Raw genomic sequence first — 16,041 nt, 5'->3', positions numbered from 1 at the left:
CCTTCAGAGCAGTGGATAGGGGTGCACTGTAGGCAGGCATAGATCAGAAAAAAATCAGAAAATGCGCGCAATACTTCGATAAAACCGCACTGTTGACGCCATGAACTACAAGCACCTGCACTACTTCTGGACCGTGCTGCGCGCCGGCGGCATCGTGCGCGCGAGCGAGCAACTGCACCTCACGCCGCAAACCCTCAGCGGCCAGATCAAGCTGCTGGAAGAGCGGGTGGGCCAGCCCCTGTTGCGCAAGGTGGGTCGGGGGGTCGAGCCCACCGATGCAGGGCGGCTGGTGATGCGTTACGCCGATGAGATCTTTGCCCTGGGATCCTCGCTGCAGGAGGCGCTGGCCAGTGGGCGCGACGCGCGGCGCACCACAGTGCTGCGCGTGGGCATTGCCGACTCGGTGCCCAAGGCCGTGGCCTTCCATGTGCTGGAGCCGGCCATGGCGCTGCCCGAGCCGCCCCGCCTGGCCTGCCACGAGGGTGGGCTCACCGGTCTGCTGGCCGAGCTGGCGGTGCACCGGCTGGACCTGATCGTGTCCGATGTGCCTGCGCCCGTCAGCCTCAGCGTGCGCGTGTACACCCACTTGCTGGGGCGTTCCGGCGTAGCGTTCTTTGCCGCGCCCCGGCTGCTCAAGGAGGCGGGGCTGACGGCGCAACGCGCGCGCAAGACTTTTCCTGCCTGCCTGGCCGTCATGCCCATGTTGTTGCCCAGCGCGCCCACCGCGCTGCGGCCCCGCATCGACGCGTGGTTGAGCGAGCACGGGCTGGCGCCGGTGGTGGCTGCGGAGTTCGACGACAGTGCCCTGCTCAAGGCCTTTGGACGCGAGGGCAGGGGCGTGTTCGCCGCGCCCGCCGTGCTGGCGGATGAGATCGCGCAGCAGTACCAGGTGCAGTGGCTGGGAACGCCGGACGACCTGATGGAGGAGTTCTATGCCATCTCGGTCGAGCGCCGCATCACGCACCCAGCCGTGGCGGCCATCACGGCGACTGCGCGCGGCAAGCTGTTTGCCGCGCGCGCGGACTGACCCGGTTTCTCAGCGCTGGGGGGCGCCCGCTTCCACCTGGCCTGGCAGCGAGAGCTGGCCCGAGGCCACCTTGAACACTTCGGCCACGCACAGCAGCGGGCTGTGCACGCTGGCGTTCACGCGCAGCGCGGCGGCCACGCCGTCAAAGCGCGCGGCCTGCACGGGGGCGATGTCGTCGAAGGGCACGCGCACCTCCAGCGTGTCGCCCTTGAGGCGCGGGCTCCAGCCCGGGCTGTCGATGAGTAGCGGCAGCCCCGGCCAGGTCTTGGGCAGGCGCGGCTGCTGTCCCGCGGGAATGTCGGCCACCTTGAGCGCGCCGGGTCCGCAGGCCTCGTCGGGCTGCAGCACTACCCAGTGCGAATGCCAGAGGTTGCCGTCGTTGCCGGGGTTGCCATCGCCGTTCTCGTCGAACAGCGGTGTGTCGTCGAAGTCCGGGTGCGCCGTGACCGCGAAGGCCAGCGTGCCGCTGCCGGGCTCGAAGCCCACCATGGCCGGGTCCAGCGTGGTCGGCCAGACGTAGGAGAACACCCGGCTGCCCGCGAGCTTGCCGGTGCGTGTGGGCTTGAGCGCGCCCGCCTTGCCCGAGACGCCGATGTGGAACACGGCCGTGCGCCCCTCGGTGGTGATGCGCGTGTGCACGATGTCGAACGGCGCCTTCACGGCCTTGCTGGGCGCGCTGGCAATGCCGCCCTCTGCGTGCGGCTTGGGGCCGTGGGCCAGGGCGGGCGCGGCGGCGCCGGCGAGCAGCGCGGCGGCGAGCGCCAGGGTGGAAGGACGGGGGAAGAAAACTGGGGTGGTCATGGCAATGCTCCTGGTGCAGGGGTGAAAGAACACCGCCATGGTGCGACGTGGCGAGGTACCATGGGGTTCTTTCTGTCCAACATTCGTACCCATTCGTCCAGATGCAAACTGACGCCACCTCCGTATCGGCCCCCGAGCACTCGCTGGACCGGCTGTCCGCCCTGCTGGAGCGATTCCGCGTGCGCGCCCATTGGCTGCACGCCGGGCCGCTGTGCGGTGTGACGCATTTCGATGCGGCGCAGGGGCGCGGCTTCGTGCATGTGTTGCGCCGGGGCGCGATGACGTTGGAGCACCCCGCGCGCAGCGGAGCGCCGCGCCGCTTGCAGGTGGACGAACCCACGCTGCTGTTCTACCCGCGCCCGCTGGCGCACACCTTCCACAACCCGCCGGCTGAGGGCTCGGATTTCGTCTGCGCCACGCTGGCCTTCGAGGGGGGCGCCAGCCACCCGCTGGCCCGCGCCCTGCCCCCGCTGGTGGCGCTGCCGCTGCGTGAGGCACCGGGGCTGGAGCACACGCTGGCGCTGCTGTTCGCCGAGACCGAGCAACTGCGCTGCGGCCACCGCCTGTTGGCCGACCGGCTGTTCGAGGTGTTGCTGATCCAGCTGCTGCGCTGGCTGCTGGACCACGCCGCCGCATGCGGTCTGCCACCGGGTCTGATCACCGGGCTGGGCGACCCGCGGCTGGCGCGCGCGCTCGTGGCGCTGCATGAGCAGCCGGGCCAGGACTGGACCCTGGAACGCATGGCGGCACAGGCCGGCATGTCGCGCAGCGCCTTCGCGGCGGCTTTCCGCACGGCGGTGGGCCAGACGCCTGCCGACTACCTGGCCGACTGGCGCCTGGCGCTCGCGCAGGCGGCCCTGCGCGCGGGCCGGCCGGTCAAGCAGCTCGCGCCGGAGCTGGGCTACGCCAACCCGTCGGCGCTCTCGCGCCTGTTCCGCCAGCGCGTGGGCTGCTCGGTGCGCGATTGGCTGGCCAGTGAGGGGCCTGCGCCAGGCTGAACGCCTACCCCGCCAGCAGCTCCACGCGCCACTGCACGCAGGGGCCTGCCACCTCCGGCAGGGCCTGCAGCGCGTGCACGGCCAGGTCCACGGTGCCCTGGGGCGCCTCGTCGGTCAGCACCAGCACCTGGCGGGCGTCCTCGGTGCTGTCAGCCATCCACTCCAGGCGTTCCACCGGCACGCCCTGGCGCGCCAGCAGCGCACCCACGGCCGCGATGCCAGAGGCGCCGTGCACCGGCACGCGCAGGTAGTGCCGCGAGCGCACGGCGGCGCGCGGCAGCACCGGCAGGGCCTGCAGCGCATGGGCGTGGAAACCCAGGTGCGGCACGCGCTGCGCGGCCTGCGTGCCCTCCAGCCGGGCCACGTCCACGAGGTCGGCGATCACGGCCGAGGCCGTTGGCTCCGAGCCCGCGCCCGCGCCGTAGTACAAGGTCACGCCTGCGGCGTCGCCCTTGACCATGATGCCGTTCATGGAACCGTTCACGTGGGCCAGCAGGTGTGTGGCGGGCAGCAGCGCGGGCTGCACGCGCAGCTCCACGCCGTCGTCGCGCCGCCGCGCCACGGCCAGCAGCTTGATGCGGTAGCCCAGCTGCTCGGCGCAGGCCACGTCCAGGCGATGCAGCGCGGTGATGCCCTTGACCTGCACGTCGGCAAAGTCCACGCGCATGCCGAAGGCGCTGGCCGCCAGCAGCGCGAGCTTGTGCGCTGCGTCCCAACCGTCGATGTCGAGCGAAGGGTCGGCCTCCAGGTAGCCCAGCGCGCCGGCCTGCGCCATGGCCTCGGCCAGGCTGATGCCCTCGTCGCGCATCTTGCTCAGGATGAAGTTGGTGGTGCCGTTGACGATACCCGCCACCCACTCGATGCGGTTGGCCGTGAGCCCCTCTCGCAGCGCCTTGATGATGGGGATGCTCACCGCCACCGCGCCCTCGTAGGCCACGGCCACGCCGTGCTGGCGCGCGGCGCCGAAGATCGCCTCGCCGTGCTCGGCCAGCAGCGCCTTGTTGGCCGTGACCACGTGCTTGCCGTGCGCGATGGCGGCCAGCACCCAGTCGCGCGCCGGGCCGGTGCCGCCGGCCACTTCGACCAGCACGTCCACATCGGGCCGCGTGGCGACCTGCAGCGGGTCGTCCGTCAGCGCGACGCCCTCGCCCACGATGGCGGCGGCGCGTGCCAGGTTGCGCGCGGCCACGGCCACCACCTCGATGCCGCGCCCGGCGCGCGCCGCGATTTCGGCCTGGTTGCGCGTCAGCACGCGGAAGGTGCCCGCGCCCACGGTGCCAATGCCGATCATGCCCACGCGCAGCGGGCGCAGGGCCACGGGGTGGCCGCCAAGGGATTCGAAACGGGGATCAGGATCGCGGTACATGGACTTCTCCGAACAAACAAAAGCAAACCCGGCCGCCAGGGCTGGGTTTCGTTAGTTCGGGGAAGAAGAGAGAAGACACCAGGTGGCCGCCGGTACGGCCACCTGCGCGTGCTCAGGTGGCCGCGGTGGTAATGGTGGTAATCATTCGTGCCCCCATCGCCCGCGCGCAGGCGCGCGGCATCATGCCGCCCATGGGGGCAACAGCGGATGCGGTGATGAACGGGAGGTACGGCATGAAGCGGCCAGTGTACATGAGGCGCTGCGCCGCCCTCACAGCGTGTCGTATTTGCGGCTGTGGCCGCGTGACTGCTCTGCGGGGTACTTCTGCGCGTTCAGGGCCATCTTGGCGCGCGCCGCGTCCATCAGGTCGATGTCCAGCACCGTGGAGAGCTGCACCAGGTAGAGCAGCACGTCGGCCATCTCGTGCGCCACGGCCTGCTTCTGGCCGGGCGCGAGCTGGCGGCTCTGGTCCTCGGTGAGCCACTGGAAATGCTCCAGCAGCTCGCCGGCCTCGACGATCAGCGCCGAGGCCAGGTTCTTGGGCGAATGGAAGGGGCCCCAGTCGCGCGCGTCGGCGAACTGCTGCAGTGCGCGGGCCAGGGCCTGCATGCGGTCTTCGGGAGGCGTGGTGTCGATCATGGCGGCGACTGTAGCGGCACTGAGCCTCGCCCGGTCTGGGCGGGTGCCTGGCCTGCGGCGCCCAGCAGGTGGGCGCGAAAGACCTGCGCAATCGGCGAGAGCTGCTTGGCGCGCGGGTGCACCACATGCCATTGCGAGGGAATGGGCATGCCCTGCACCGGCAGCACGCACAGATCGGTTTCCAGCTCGCTGTCGCGCAGGGCATGCCTGGACAGCACGGCCAGCCCGAGGCGGCCCGCCACGGCTTCCTTGATGGCCTCGTTGCTGCCCAGTTCCAGCCGCGTGGGCGCCTCGAAGCCCTGGGCCGCGAAGAAACGGTCCGTGGCCAGCCGGGTACCGGAGCCGCGTTCGCGCAGCACGAAGCGCTCGTCACCCAGGTCCGCCAGGGCGATGCGGCGGCGCTTCGCCAGGCGATGGCCTTGCCAGGCCACGAGCACCAGCGGGTTGGAGAGAAAGACATGGTCTTCCAGGTCCAGATCCGCCGGGGGCATGGACATGACGTAGAGATCGTCCAGGTTCTCGCGCAGGCGCTGCACCACGCCGTCGCGGTTGAGCACCTCCAGCGCGATCTCGATGTCCGGGTACTGCGTGCAAAAGCCGCCCAGCAGGCGCGGTACGAAGTACTTGGCCGTGCTGACCACGGCCACGCGCAGGCGCCCGCGCGTGAGGCCGTGCATGGCGTTGACCCGCTGGCCGAAGTTCTCCCATGCATCGACGATGGCGCGTGCCGTGGCGGCCAGGTCGCGGCCGGCATCGGTGAGGTGCACGCGGCGCCCGATCACCTCGTACAGCGGCAGACCCACGGCTTCGGTCACCTCGCGCAACTGCATGGACGCGGTGGGCTGCGTCACATGCAGGGCCCGCGCCGCGCCGCTGACGCTGCCCGTATCGGCCAGCGCCAGGAACAGGCGCATCTGGCGGAAGGTGATACTCATAGATAAAAATCTATTGTTATCTATTTAAATATCGATTTTACTTTATCCATCGGGGCCCCTACAGTCACGCCGAGCCTGTGAAAGCCCCGCCATGCACACCCTGATCGACCCTGCCATCCTGTTCTTCGTCTTCGGCGTCTTTGCCGGACTCATCAAATCCAACCTCGAAATTCCCGCGCCCATCTCGCGTTTCCTGTCGCTGTACCTGCTGATGGCGCTGGGGCTCAAGGGCGGCTTCGCGCTGGCGCAGTCGGGCCTCACGGCGCAGGTGGCCACGGGCCTGGGGCTGGCAGTGGCGCTGGCCGTGGCGGTGCCGGTGGCCAGCTACCTGCTGCTGAGCCGTTTCATTCCGCGCTTTGATGCCGCGGCCGTGGCCGCCACCTACGGCTCGGTCAGCGCCGTCACCTTCATCACGGCCACGGCCCACCTCGACGCCCAGGGCATCGCCTACGGCGGCCACATGGCTGCCGCCATGGCACTGATGGAGTCGCCCGCCATCATCCTGGCCGTGCTCATGGCCAATGCCCTGCGCCGCAGCCAGGCCGCCACGCCCGTTGCCGTGCAGGTCGGTGGTGGCGGCACCCTGGCGCTGGGCGGTGGTCAGGGAGGGGCGGGCTTTTCTCTCTCCAAAGTGCTGCACGAATCCTTCACCGACGGCGCCCAGTTGCTGCTGCTCGGCGCCATGGCCGTGGGCCTGCTCACGGGCGAGGCGGGCCAGCAGGCCATGAAGCCGTTTGCCGGCGATCTGTTCAAGGGCATGCTGGCCTTCTTCCTGCTCGACATGGGCCTGAGCGCCGCGCGCAACCTGCCCGGCCTGCGCAGCCAGCCGCCCCTGCTCATCGCCTACGGCCTGCTGGCGCCGCCCGTGCATGCCGGCCTGGCGCTGCTGCTGGCGCAGGCGGCCGGCCTGCCGCTGGGCGACACCGTGCTGCTCATGGTGCTGGCCGCCAGCGCGTCCTACATCGCCGTGCCCGCCGTGGTGCGCTATGCCATCCCAGAGGCCAATCCGTCGCTCTACGTGGGCCTGTCGCTCGGGCTGACGTTTCCGCTCAACATCCTGCTGGGCATCACGTGCTACACCCAGGTGGCTGCTTGGGCCCTGGGGTGAAGTGGCCCGCGGCGCAGCCATGGAAACTGCCGATAAAAAACCCGCCATGCCTTGTGTGGGCTGGGCGGGTTGGTGCGGCGCTGCCCATGCAGCAGGGTGATCAGGCCAGTTGGGTGCGCATGCGGTCGGCACGGTCTTTGGGCGCCGGGTGGGTGGACAGGAAACTGCTGGAGTTGTCCCCCGACAGAGCCGCGAGCTTCTCCAGCGCGCTCACGCAGGCCTGAGGGCTGTATTTGCGGGCCTTCATAAACTGCAGCGCGTAGTCGTCCGCCTCGCGTTCGTTCGACTGCGAGTGTTGGGCGTTCACCACCTTCTCAAACAGGTTGCCCAGCTCGGTGCTGGCCAACGCACCTGCACGGGTATTGCTGGATTCCACGCCCTTGCGCAAGGCGCTGGTGCGCAGAGCCGCCTGCATGCGTGATTTGGAGTGGCCGCTTTTGACGTGGCCGATTTCGTGGCCGATCACATAGCGCACTTCGTCGTCGGTAAATTGGTCCATCAGGCCTGAATAGACACGGATGGTGCCGTTGGCCATAGCAAAAGCGTTGATTTGGGGGGTGAGGTACACCTTGAAATTCAACCGCAGGCCGTCGTAATTCTGCAGGCCCGTCACCATTTTGGTCAGGCGTTTGGCATAGGCATTGCTGGCGGGAGCGACAGAGCTTTGACCGTCCATTTGCGTGGACACCTGGTCAAAATACTTTTTCAACTCTTCGTCGGTAATGGATTCTGCCTTGGCCAGATCCTGGCCTGCTTCCAGGGCCTTGCCCAAGTTGAATTGCGCCCATACAGGGGAAACAGAACTGATGCCAGAGGCGAGCGCTGCGAGGGAAATCAGGTCACGACGGTTCATATGATTCAAAGCAGATTGGGTTGAAAGAAATGCAAAGAGCGCGCAATGTACACAATCACACACCAATCATCACGGTCGCTGAATGCGCCTTGAGTGCGATGTGTGAACTATGTCATGCATCCTTTTCCTTTGAATGCCATTGAATTGCAGGCTTTTATGAAAACCATAACAATTTCGTCCTGATTCAATTTCACCGAAACATTTACAAATAGACGCATTTAATGTGCCATCGATGGAGGGATTCATGCTTTTGCGGTCGCAGCCCAATCAAAGCAAAATAAAACGCTACGGCCTGTGCGTCGGCGCATGGGGGACTGCCTTGGTGCTCTGGCTGGCAGGCACAGCCGCCGCGTACGCTCAGGATGCCGTCACGATCAAGCGCCCCACGCAACTGCGGGCAGCCCCTGGGGACAGTGCGGCCCATGTGGCCGAGCTGGCCGCCCATGCAACCGTCACGCGCACCCCCCAGCGGCAAGGTGCCTGGGTGCAGGTGCGATCCGAATCCGGGGCCATGGGTTGGGTGCACATGTTCGACATCGGAACCCCGGCCCGTGTCAACAACACCGCAGCGCAAGCCTTGCGCGACCTGGGGAGCAAGGCGGGCGGTGGCTCCTCTGTCAGCGTGGCCACTGCCACCGTGGGCATCCGTGGCCTGGGCGAAGGCGATGTATCGCGCGCGCCGGTGGGCGGACGCACAGCCTCCGGTGCACAACCCCTCCAACAGCTTGACCGCTGGCGTGCAAGCGCCGACAGCGCGCGTACCTTTGCAAGCACTGCAGCCCTTCAATCCCGCACCGTCGATGCACTTCCGGTCCCCGCGTTGACGCCATCGGCTGCGGCCAGCAGCGCCGAGGCTTCAGCCGCCGAGCCTCCACAGGCTGGCGCAGGAGGTGACCCTGCGCTGGGGCGCATGTTGCAATCCGTCGAGGGCATGACCGAGGCGCAAGAGGCCGACCTGGGCCGCCAGATGGCTGCACTGCTGCTGCAGGGCAAGCCGCTGGACCCCACGCCGGAGCTGCAACGCTACATCAACCTGCTGGGTCGCTGGATCAGCCTGCAGTCCAGCCGCCCCCATCTGCTATGGACCTTTGTGGTGGTGGACGAGTCCGACTTCAACGCCTACAGCGCACCTGGCGGCCATGTGTTTGTCACCCGGGGCCTGGTGGACCGCTGCACCGACGAGGCCGAACTCGCAGGCATCCTGGCGCACGAAATCGCCCATGTGACCCAAAGGCACCACCTGCACGCCATGCGCACTGCCCTGCGCGTGGGCACGCCCGCAGGCCTACCGGCGCTGGTGCGCCAGGTGCACACCCAGGGGGTCGGCGCCGAGGCCGAGCACGCCGCCGACCGCGAGGCCGTCACCCTGACCGCGCGCGCCGGGCTCGATCCCTACGGCCTGGTCTCTGCGCTGGTGCAGGTCAACGCGCTGGGGGACAGCGACCTGCAGTTTGCCGACGCACACCCCCAAAGCCGCCTGCGGCTCGATCACCTGGAACAGGCCATGGCCCGGCGCTTCGACGCGCTGGTCGGCACCAAGGCGCCAGTCACCGTGGATGCAAGGCTGGAAATGGCAGGCATCAAGTGATGGCCGCCTCCACTGCCGAGCCCAGCGCGGCGCCCACTGTCACCCGCCACCTGCGCATCACCGGCCGCGTGCAAGGCGTGGGCTACCGCTACCACATGGCCCAGGAGGCCCGACGCCTGTGCGTGGTGGGCTGGGTGAGAAACCGCAGTGATGGCAGTGTCGAAGCGCTGGTGCACGGCCCCCAGGTGGACGTGGAGACGCTGATCACCTGGGCGCACCACGGCCCGCCCTTGGCGCGGGTCGAAGGGGTTGCTGTGACTGACCCGCCAGCAGGCTTGGCCACGGGCACTGAATTCGAGCAATGGGCGACGGTGTAGCGGCCCGCCCGGTGGGGATAATGCCCGCTGGGCACAACCAGCGCACGCGCCGCCGGTAGAGAGTCCCAGCGCCATCAAGGATCGGAATGCACCCCACCCGCCTGAGCGAAACCGACATTTGCGACCAGTGCATCACCCCCGCTCTGCAGCGTGCGGGCTGGAGCGTGCAGCAGCACATCCTGCGCGAATACACCCTGCGCCCCGGCCGCGTGGTGGTGCGCGGCCAAGCGGCGCACCGCGACAAGGCCTCCATGCTGCGGGCCGACTACGTGCTGTTCCACAAGCCCAACGTACCGCTGGCCGTGGTCGAGGCCAAAGACGCCAAGCACTCCGTCGGCGCGGGCATGCCCCAGGCCATTCAATACGCCGAGCTGCTGGGCGTACCCTTCAGCTTTGCCAGCAATGGCGATGGCTTTGTGTTCCGCGATGCCACCCTGTCTGATGGCGTGCTGGAGCGCGACCTCACGCTGGACCAATTCCCCACCCCCGCCGAGCTGTGGGCCAAGTACTGCGCGTGGAAGGGCTGGACGCCTGCCGTGGAGCACATTGCCGCCACCGACTACGCCCCCAGCAAAACCCCGCGCTACTACCAGCTCGGTGCCATCAACCGCACCGTAGAGGCCATTGCCGCAGGCCAAAACCGCGTGCTGCTCGTCATGGCCACGGGCACCGGAAAAACCTACACCGCGTTCCAGATCATCTGGCGCCTGTGGAAAAGCGGCGCCAAAAAACGCATCCTGTTTTTGGCCGACCGCAACATCCTCATCGACCAGACGATGGTCAATGACTTCCGCCCCTTCAAGGGCGCGATGGCCAAGCTCAGCCCCCACGCCAAGGGCGTGGAGCGGGTGGACACCCAAGGCCAGGTCACCATCGAAGACCTCGACCTGGCTGTGAACAAAACCACCAAGGTGGTGGACAAAAGCTACGAGATCTACCTCTCGCTCTACCAGGCCGTCACCGGCACGCAAGAAGAGCGCAACATTTACAAGCAGTTCAGCCCCGACTTTTTCGACCTCATCGTGGTGGACGAATGCCACCGGGGCAGTGCGGCCGAAGACTCCGCCTGGCGCGACATCCTGACCTACTTTGCCAGCGCCACACAGATCGGCCTCACCGCCACACCCAAGGAGACGGAAGACGTCTCCAACATCGACTACTTTGGCGAGCCGCTCTACACCTACAGCTTGAAGCAAGGCATTGAAGACGGCTACCTCGCGCCCTACAAAGTGGTGCGCGTGGACTTGGACAAAGACACCTTCGGCTGGCGCCCCACCGAGGGCCAGTGCGACAAGTTCGGCCACCTCATTGAAGACCGCATCTACACCGGTGCCGACATGAACCGCAGGCTCGTCATGGAGCAGCGCGACGCCGTGGTGGCCGCCAAGATCACCGAATACCTGCAGGCCACCGACCGCTACGCCAAGACCATCGTCTTTTGCGAAGACATCGAGCACGCCGAGCGCATGCGCAAGGCACTCAGCAACGCCAACGCCGACCTGTGCGCCAAAGAGCCCAAATACGTGGTGCAGATCACCGGCGACAACGTTGAGGGCAAGCGCGAGCTGGACAACTTCATCGACCCTGAGAAGACCTACCCGGTCATCGCCGTCACCTCCAAGCTCATGAGCACCGGCGTGGACGCGCAAACCTGCAAGCTCATCGTGCTGGACCAGACCATCAAGTCCATGACGCTGTTCAAGCAGATCATTGGCCGGGGCACCCGCCTGCGCGAAGACTTGGGCAAAAGCTGGTTCACCATCCTCGACTTCAAGCGCGCCACGGAGCTCTTTGCTGACCCCAGCTTTGACGGTGAGCCCGTGCAGGTGTACGCCCCTCAGCCCGGTGAACCCGTGGCCCCGCCGCCGCCCGCAGAGCTGCCCAGCACCGCCTCGGCGCCCGATGGATGGCCTACCGAACCTGCGGCCACCGTGGGCCTGATCACCGCCGAGGAAGACGCACCGCGCAAATACATCGTGGATGGCATTCCCGTTGCCGTGGCGCGCGAGCGCGTGCAGTACCTCAATGCCCAAGGCAAGCTCATCACCGAAAGCCTGCGCGACTACACCCGCATCAATCTGCTCAAAAAATACGACTCGCTCGACCAGTTCCTGCAAACCTGGCAGCAGGCCGACCGCAAAGCCGCCCTGCTGGCCGAGCTGGAGGCAGAAGGCGTGCTCATCGACGCCCTGGCCGCTGAGGTGGGCAAAGACCTCGACCCGTTCGACCTGCTGCTGCACGTCGCCTACGACCAGCCCCCGCTCACCCGCCGCGAGCGCGCCCAGCGCGTCAAAAAGCGCAGCGTCTTCACCCAATACGGCCCCGTGGCCCGCAAGGTGCTTGACGCCCTGCTCGACAAATACGCCGACGAAGGCATCGCCACCATCGAGAGCAACGAAGTCTTCAAACTCCAGCCCTTCACCGACCTGGGCAGCCCCGTAGAGCTGGTGCGCAGCTTTGGTGGCCGCCCGCAGTACCTCAGCGCGCTGCACACGCTGGAGCGCGAGCTGTATGCGCCATCGGCATGAGTACAGCACGCAGAAGTACAGGCACCGATCAGCCTTTACAAGAGAGCAATAGAACCGTCGATGACACACAAGAAATGCATTGACCCCGCAGCGGCCCGGCACTTCCTTGGCCATTACCAAAACCTGCTCGAATCCATCCCCATCACCAAACCCAAGACGAACGTGGTGACGCAGCTGGCCGCAGCGCGCGATGCCCTGCATGCCGACCCTGCACTTTTGCAGCCAGCGCTGGCGCACCTGCAGAACCTGGGCAGCCCCTGTGCGGACGATGTGCTGCAAGCCGTACAAACGCTGTGCGTTGACAACTGGATCTACGTCAGCGATACCGCCACGCACAGCCAATTTCTGGAGCCCAAGGGGGCGGCGGCTTACGCCACCAAGACGCTGACTACACCTCTCAAGGAGATGTTTGGCAGCAGCGGCGCGGTTCTTTCCTGCGGTCTGCTGGTGTTTCAAGGGCAGGTCATCTGCGACGGGCTGGTGCGTTTCGTCGCCTGGCTGGGGCCGAACTACCGCAGCAGCTTCAAAGAACAACTCGCCGCTTGCCGTGCCCAAGGGCGTCTCTACCGCGACCATCTGCAGCCCTCGACGCCCCCTTAAGACATTGCGTCATTCATAAAAATCGATAGCTGCTTGCGCTTGCCCAGTAAGGGCTAGAAACCAATTTCATTCATAGACCACGGCATGTCCAACCTCACCCCCGTCATCAAATCCATCCAAGACATCATGCGCCAGGACTCTGGCGTGGATGGCGACGCCCAGCGCATCAGCCAGCTCACCTGGCTGCTGTTCCTCAAGGTGTTTGACGCGCTGGAAGAAGAACTCGAACTCACCCGCGACGACTACCAAAGCCCCATGGCCGAACACCTGCGCTGGCGCCATTGGGCGGCCGATGCCGAGGGCATGACCGGCGACGCCCTGCTCGACTTTGTGGACAAGCAGCTCTTCCCCGCCCTCAAGGGCCTGAGCGCCGACCCGCAGCGCAACCCGCGCGGCTACGTGGTGCGCGGCGTGTTTGAAGACGCTTACAACTACATGAAAAGCGGCCACCTGCTGCGCCAAGTGGTCAACAAACTCAACGCCATCGACTTCAACCGCCAGGCCGAGCGCCACCAGTTCAACGACCTGTACGAGAAGATATTGCGCGACCTGCAAAGCGCAGGCAACGCGGGCGAGTTCTACACCCCCCGCGCCGTCACCCAGTTCATGGTGGACATGACCCACCCCCAGCTGGGCGAAAGCGTCATGGACCCGGCCACCGGCACCGGCGGCTTCCTCGTCTGCGCCATCGAGCACCTGCGCAAACAAGTGCACAACGCAGAGCAAGAGGCCGTGCTGCAAAACAGCATCCGCGGTGTCGAGAAAAAGCAGCTGCCGCACATGCTGTGCGTCACCAACCTGCTGCTGCACGGCATCGAAGTGCCCAGCCAGATCGTGCACGACAACACCCTGGCCCGCCCCCTGCGCGACTACACCGCCGCAGACCGCGTCAACGTCATCCTCACCAACCCGCCCTTCGGCGGCATTGAAGAGCCGGGCATTGAGGCAGGCTTTCCGGCCGACGTGCGCACCAAAGAAACCGCCGACCTCTTCCTCGTGCTCATCCAGCACCTGCTCAAACCCCATGGCCGCGCCGCCGTGGTGCTGCCCGATGGCTTTTTGTTTGGCGAAGGCGTCAAGGCCCGCATCAAAGAACAACTGCTGCAGCACTGCAACCTGCACACCATCGTGCGCCTGCCCAACGGCGTGTTTGCGCCCTACACCGGCATCAAAACCAACCTGCTGTTCTTCACCAAAGGCCAGCCCACCCAGCACATCTGGTACTACGAGCACCCCTACCCCCAGGGCGTCAAAACCTACAACAAGACCAAGCCCATTGCTATCTCCGAATTCGACGCCGAGAAAGCCTGGTGGGGCACCGAGGCCGACGACTTTGCCGCCCGCGTGGAAAACGAACGGGCCTGGAAGGTCGGCATCGACCAGATCAAGGCCGCTGGCTTCAACCTGGACCAGAAGAACCCCCACATCGGCGAACAGCAAAGCCACGACCCCGACGTGCTGCTGGCCGACTACGCCCGCCTGCAGGCCGAAGCCCAGGCCCTGCGCGACGAGTTGAAAGGCATCCTCGCCCAGTCTTTGACAAAAAAAGCCGCTAGCGCTTGAGGGATAAGCGCATGCTGCTATCAAATATGGAGCTACTCGCCACCGCCCCTGGGGGCGTTGCCAAGCTGCGCGAACTCATCCTCACCCTGGCCGTGCAAGGCAAGCTGGTGCCGCAAGACCCGGCCGATGAACCGGCTGCTGTGCTGCTGCAGAAGATTCGGGCGGAGAAGGATCGGCTGATGGCCGAGGGCAAGATCAAGCGGGACAAGCCGCTGGCGGAGATTGGGGAGGAGGAAAAGCCTTTTGATTTGCCGCAGGGGTGGGAGTGGGTGAGGCTGAGCGCTTTGCTGCAGAAGATCGGTGCCGGAAGCACACCTCTTGGAGGTCGCGAAGTTTATGTCTCGTCTGGTGTGAAATTCCTTCGATCCCAGAACGTGTGGGACGAAGGATTGCGCCTCGATGGCGTGGCTTTCATCAAGCCAGAAACGCACGCCAGGATGGCTGGCACAGTGGTTGTCGCAAATGACTTGCTATTCAACATCACTGGTGCGTCCATCGGGCGCTGTGCTGTCGTTCCAAGCGATTTTGATGAGGCAAACGTTAGCCAACACGTCACGATCATTCGTGCCGTTCTGCCAGAAATTAATGCCTATTTGCATAAAGTTCTTGTCTCACGGCATGTCCAACAGACCGTCATGGATGTGCAGGTTGGCGTATCGCGCGAAGGTTTGAGCATTGCCAAGCTCGGTCAGTTCTTAATTCCCTTGCCACCCCTCGCCGAACAGTCCCGCATCGTCACCCGCGTCGAAGCCCTCATGCGCCTGTGCGATGCGCTGGAGGCCAAGGGCCAGCTGGAGGCCGCGCAACACGTCCAACTGGTCAGCACCCTGCTGGGCACACTCACCGCCAGCACCACGCCCGAAGAGCTGGCCGCCAACTGGCAGCGCGTGGCCCAGCACTTCGACCTGCTGCTGGACCGCCCCGAAGCCATCGACGCCCTGGAGCAAACCCTGCTGCAACTGGCCGTGCGCGGCCTGCTCGTGCCCCAAGACCCCTCCGACGAACCCGCCAGCGCCCTGCTGCAAAAAATCCGCGCCGAAAAAGACCGCCTCATCGCCACTGGCCAAATCAAACGCGACAAACCCCTGCCGCCCATCACCGATGAGGAAAAGCCGTTTGAGTTGCCGGTGGGGTGGGAGTGGGTGCGACTTGCGGACATCGCTGACAGCCGGCTCGGCAAGATGTTGGACAAAGCGAAGAACTCAGGAAGGCGTTATCCCTACCTGCGCAACACCAATGTTCAGTGGCACCACATCGATCTTGATGACATCAAAGAGATCAGCCTGGAGGCCAGCGAGCTTGCTGAGTTTCGATTGATGGCAGGAGATTTGCTTATTTGTGAAGGCGGGTATCCAGGGCGCTGTGCAATATGGCGTGACCCCGATCGCGAGATGTACTTTCAAAAGGCGCTGCACCGGGTCCGCCCACGAGGTGGCATTGCGGTTGAATTAATCGCAATTGCTTTGGAGTCAGATTCAAGAGCTGGGAGCCTGGACAAACACTTCACAGGGGCCACGATCAAGCACTTTGTTGGACAGGCGCTTGATCGGTACGTGCTTGCGCTTCCCCCCCTCCCCGAACAATCCCGCATCGTCACCCGCGTCACCGCCCTGCGCCGCCTCTGCGCCGACCTGCGCCAGCGCCTGGCCGAACGCCAGTCCGTGCAGGCCCGTCTGGCCGAGGCGCTGGTGGATTCCGTGACCGCTTGAGGGCAAACA

14 protein-coding genes are annotated in these 16,041 nt (G+C 65.8%); 9 read left to right on the top strand and 5 right to left on the bottom strand.

The genetic code is table 11. The features are described from left to right. Positions 1-100: 100 nt before the first annotated feature. Positions 101-1,027 (top strand): transcriptional activator NhaR, encoded by a 927-nt coding sequence (gene nhaR, locus MJ602_RS01490; protein WP_162017873.1) that lies wholly within the window; start codon positions 101-103, stop codon positions 1,025-1,027. A gap of 9 nt (positions 1,028-1,036) precedes the next feature. On the opposite strand, the gene MJ602_RS01485 is transcribed toward nhaR, so the two are convergent. Beyond that, positions 1,037-1,828 (bottom strand): hypothetical protein, encoded by a 792-nt coding sequence (locus MJ602_RS01485; RefSeq protein ID WP_162017874.1) that lies wholly within the window; start codon positions 1,826-1,828, stop codon positions 1,037-1,039. A 101-nt stretch (positions 1,829-1,929) separates the two neighbouring features. Here MJ602_RS01485 and MJ602_RS01480 point away from each other — a divergent pair, with 101 nt between their 5' ends. Further along, positions 1,930-2,826 (top strand): AraC family transcriptional regulator, encoded by an 897-nt coding sequence (locus MJ602_RS01480; RefSeq protein WP_162017875.1) that lies wholly within the window; start codon positions 1,930-1,932, stop codon positions 2,824-2,826. 4 nt (positions 2,827-2,830) lie between these two features. On the opposite strand, the gene MJ602_RS01475 is transcribed toward MJ602_RS01480, so the two are convergent. The 3 genes from MJ602_RS01475 to MJ602_RS01465 all read right to left on the bottom strand — a co-directional run bounded on the left by MJ602_RS01475 (position 2,831) and on the right by MJ602_RS01465 (position 5,766). Further along, positions 2,831-4,192, bottom strand: a complete 1,362-nt coding sequence (locus tag MJ602_RS01475; RefSeq protein ID WP_243019102.1) for a homoserine dehydrogenase — start codon at positions 4,190-4,192, stop codon at positions 2,831-2,833. A 270-nt stretch (positions 4,193-4,462) separates the two neighbouring features. Beyond that, the gene (locus MJ602_RS01470; RefSeq protein WP_162017878.1) at positions 4,463-4,831 is read right to left on the bottom strand and encodes a nucleotide pyrophosphohydrolase; all 369 of its coding nucleotides are present in this window, start codon (positions 4,829-4,831) and stop codon (positions 4,463-4,465) included. Further along, complete coding sequence (locus MJ602_RS01465; protein WP_243019101.1) at positions 4,828-5,766, bottom strand: LysR family transcriptional regulator; 939 nt, start codon at positions 5,764-5,766, stop codon at positions 4,828-4,830. The genes MJ602_RS01470 and MJ602_RS01465 overlap by 4 nt, the downstream gene beginning before the upstream one ends. 91 nt (positions 5,767-5,857) lie before the next feature. Between MJ602_RS01465 and MJ602_RS01460 the strand changes: the two genes are divergently transcribed. Then, on the top strand, positions 5,858-6,874 hold the full coding sequence (locus MJ602_RS01460; protein ID WP_162017880.1) for a sodium-dependent bicarbonate transport family permease: 1,017 nt from the start codon (positions 5,858-5,860) through the stop codon (positions 6,872-6,874). Positions 6,875-6,974: 100 nt separating this feature from the next. Here the strand turns inward: MJ602_RS01460 and MJ602_RS01455 are convergent, their stop codons facing one another. After that, complete coding sequence (locus tag MJ602_RS01455) at positions 6,975-7,790, bottom strand: M48 family metallopeptidase (RefSeq protein ID WP_243019100.1); 816 nt, start codon at positions 7,788-7,790, stop codon at positions 6,975-6,977. A 259-nt stretch (positions 7,791-8,049) separates the two neighbouring features. Between MJ602_RS01455 and MJ602_RS01450 the strand changes: the two genes are divergently transcribed. The 6 genes from MJ602_RS01450 (at position 8,050) to MJ602_RS01425 (ending at position 16,032) form a co-directional block, all read left to right on the top strand. After that, positions 8,050-9,315 (top strand): M48 family metalloprotease, encoded by a 1,266-nt coding sequence (locus MJ602_RS01450; protein WP_243019271.1) that lies wholly within the window; start codon positions 8,050-8,052, stop codon positions 9,313-9,315. Continuing rightward, on the top strand, positions 9,315-9,632 hold the full coding sequence (locus MJ602_RS01445) for an acylphosphatase (RefSeq protein ID WP_243019099.1): 318 nt from the start codon (positions 9,315-9,317) through the stop codon (positions 9,630-9,632). The genes MJ602_RS01450 and MJ602_RS01445 overlap by 1 nt, the downstream gene beginning before the upstream one ends. A gap of 86 nt (positions 9,633-9,718) precedes the next feature. Next, positions 9,719-12,160 carry an EcoAI/FtnUII family type I restriction enzme subunit R gene (gene hsdR / locus MJ602_RS01440; protein WP_243019098.1) on the top strand — a complete coding sequence of 814 codons (2,442 nt, stop codon included), beginning with the start codon at positions 9,719-9,721 and terminating at the stop codon, positions 12,158-12,160. Positions 12,161-12,220: 60 nt separating this feature from the next. Then, positions 12,221-12,760 carry a hypothetical protein gene (locus MJ602_RS01435; protein WP_243019097.1) on the top strand — a complete coding sequence of 180 codons (540 nt, stop codon included), beginning with the start codon at positions 12,221-12,223 and terminating at the stop codon, positions 12,758-12,760. Between the two features lie 84 nt (positions 12,761-12,844). Next, positions 12,845-14,323, top strand: a complete 1,479-nt coding sequence (locus MJ602_RS01430) for a type I restriction-modification system subunit M (protein WP_243019096.1) — start codon at positions 12,845-12,847, stop codon at positions 14,321-14,323. Positions 14,324-14,334: 11 nt separating this feature from the next. After that, positions 14,335-16,032, top strand: a complete 1,698-nt coding sequence (locus MJ602_RS01425) for a restriction endonuclease subunit S (protein WP_243019095.1) — start codon at positions 14,335-14,337, stop codon at positions 16,030-16,032. Positions 16,033-16,041 lie beyond the last annotated feature (9 nt).

Source organism: Simplicispira sedimenti, assembly GCF_022760965.1.
GTDB classification, from domain to species: Bacteria; Pseudomonadota; Gammaproteobacteria; order Burkholderiales; family Burkholderiaceae_C; genus Simplicispira; species Simplicispira sedimenti.
The sequence above is the reverse complement of the archived record's forward strand: the minus strand, read 5'-3'. Positions and strand labels throughout refer to the sequence as shown.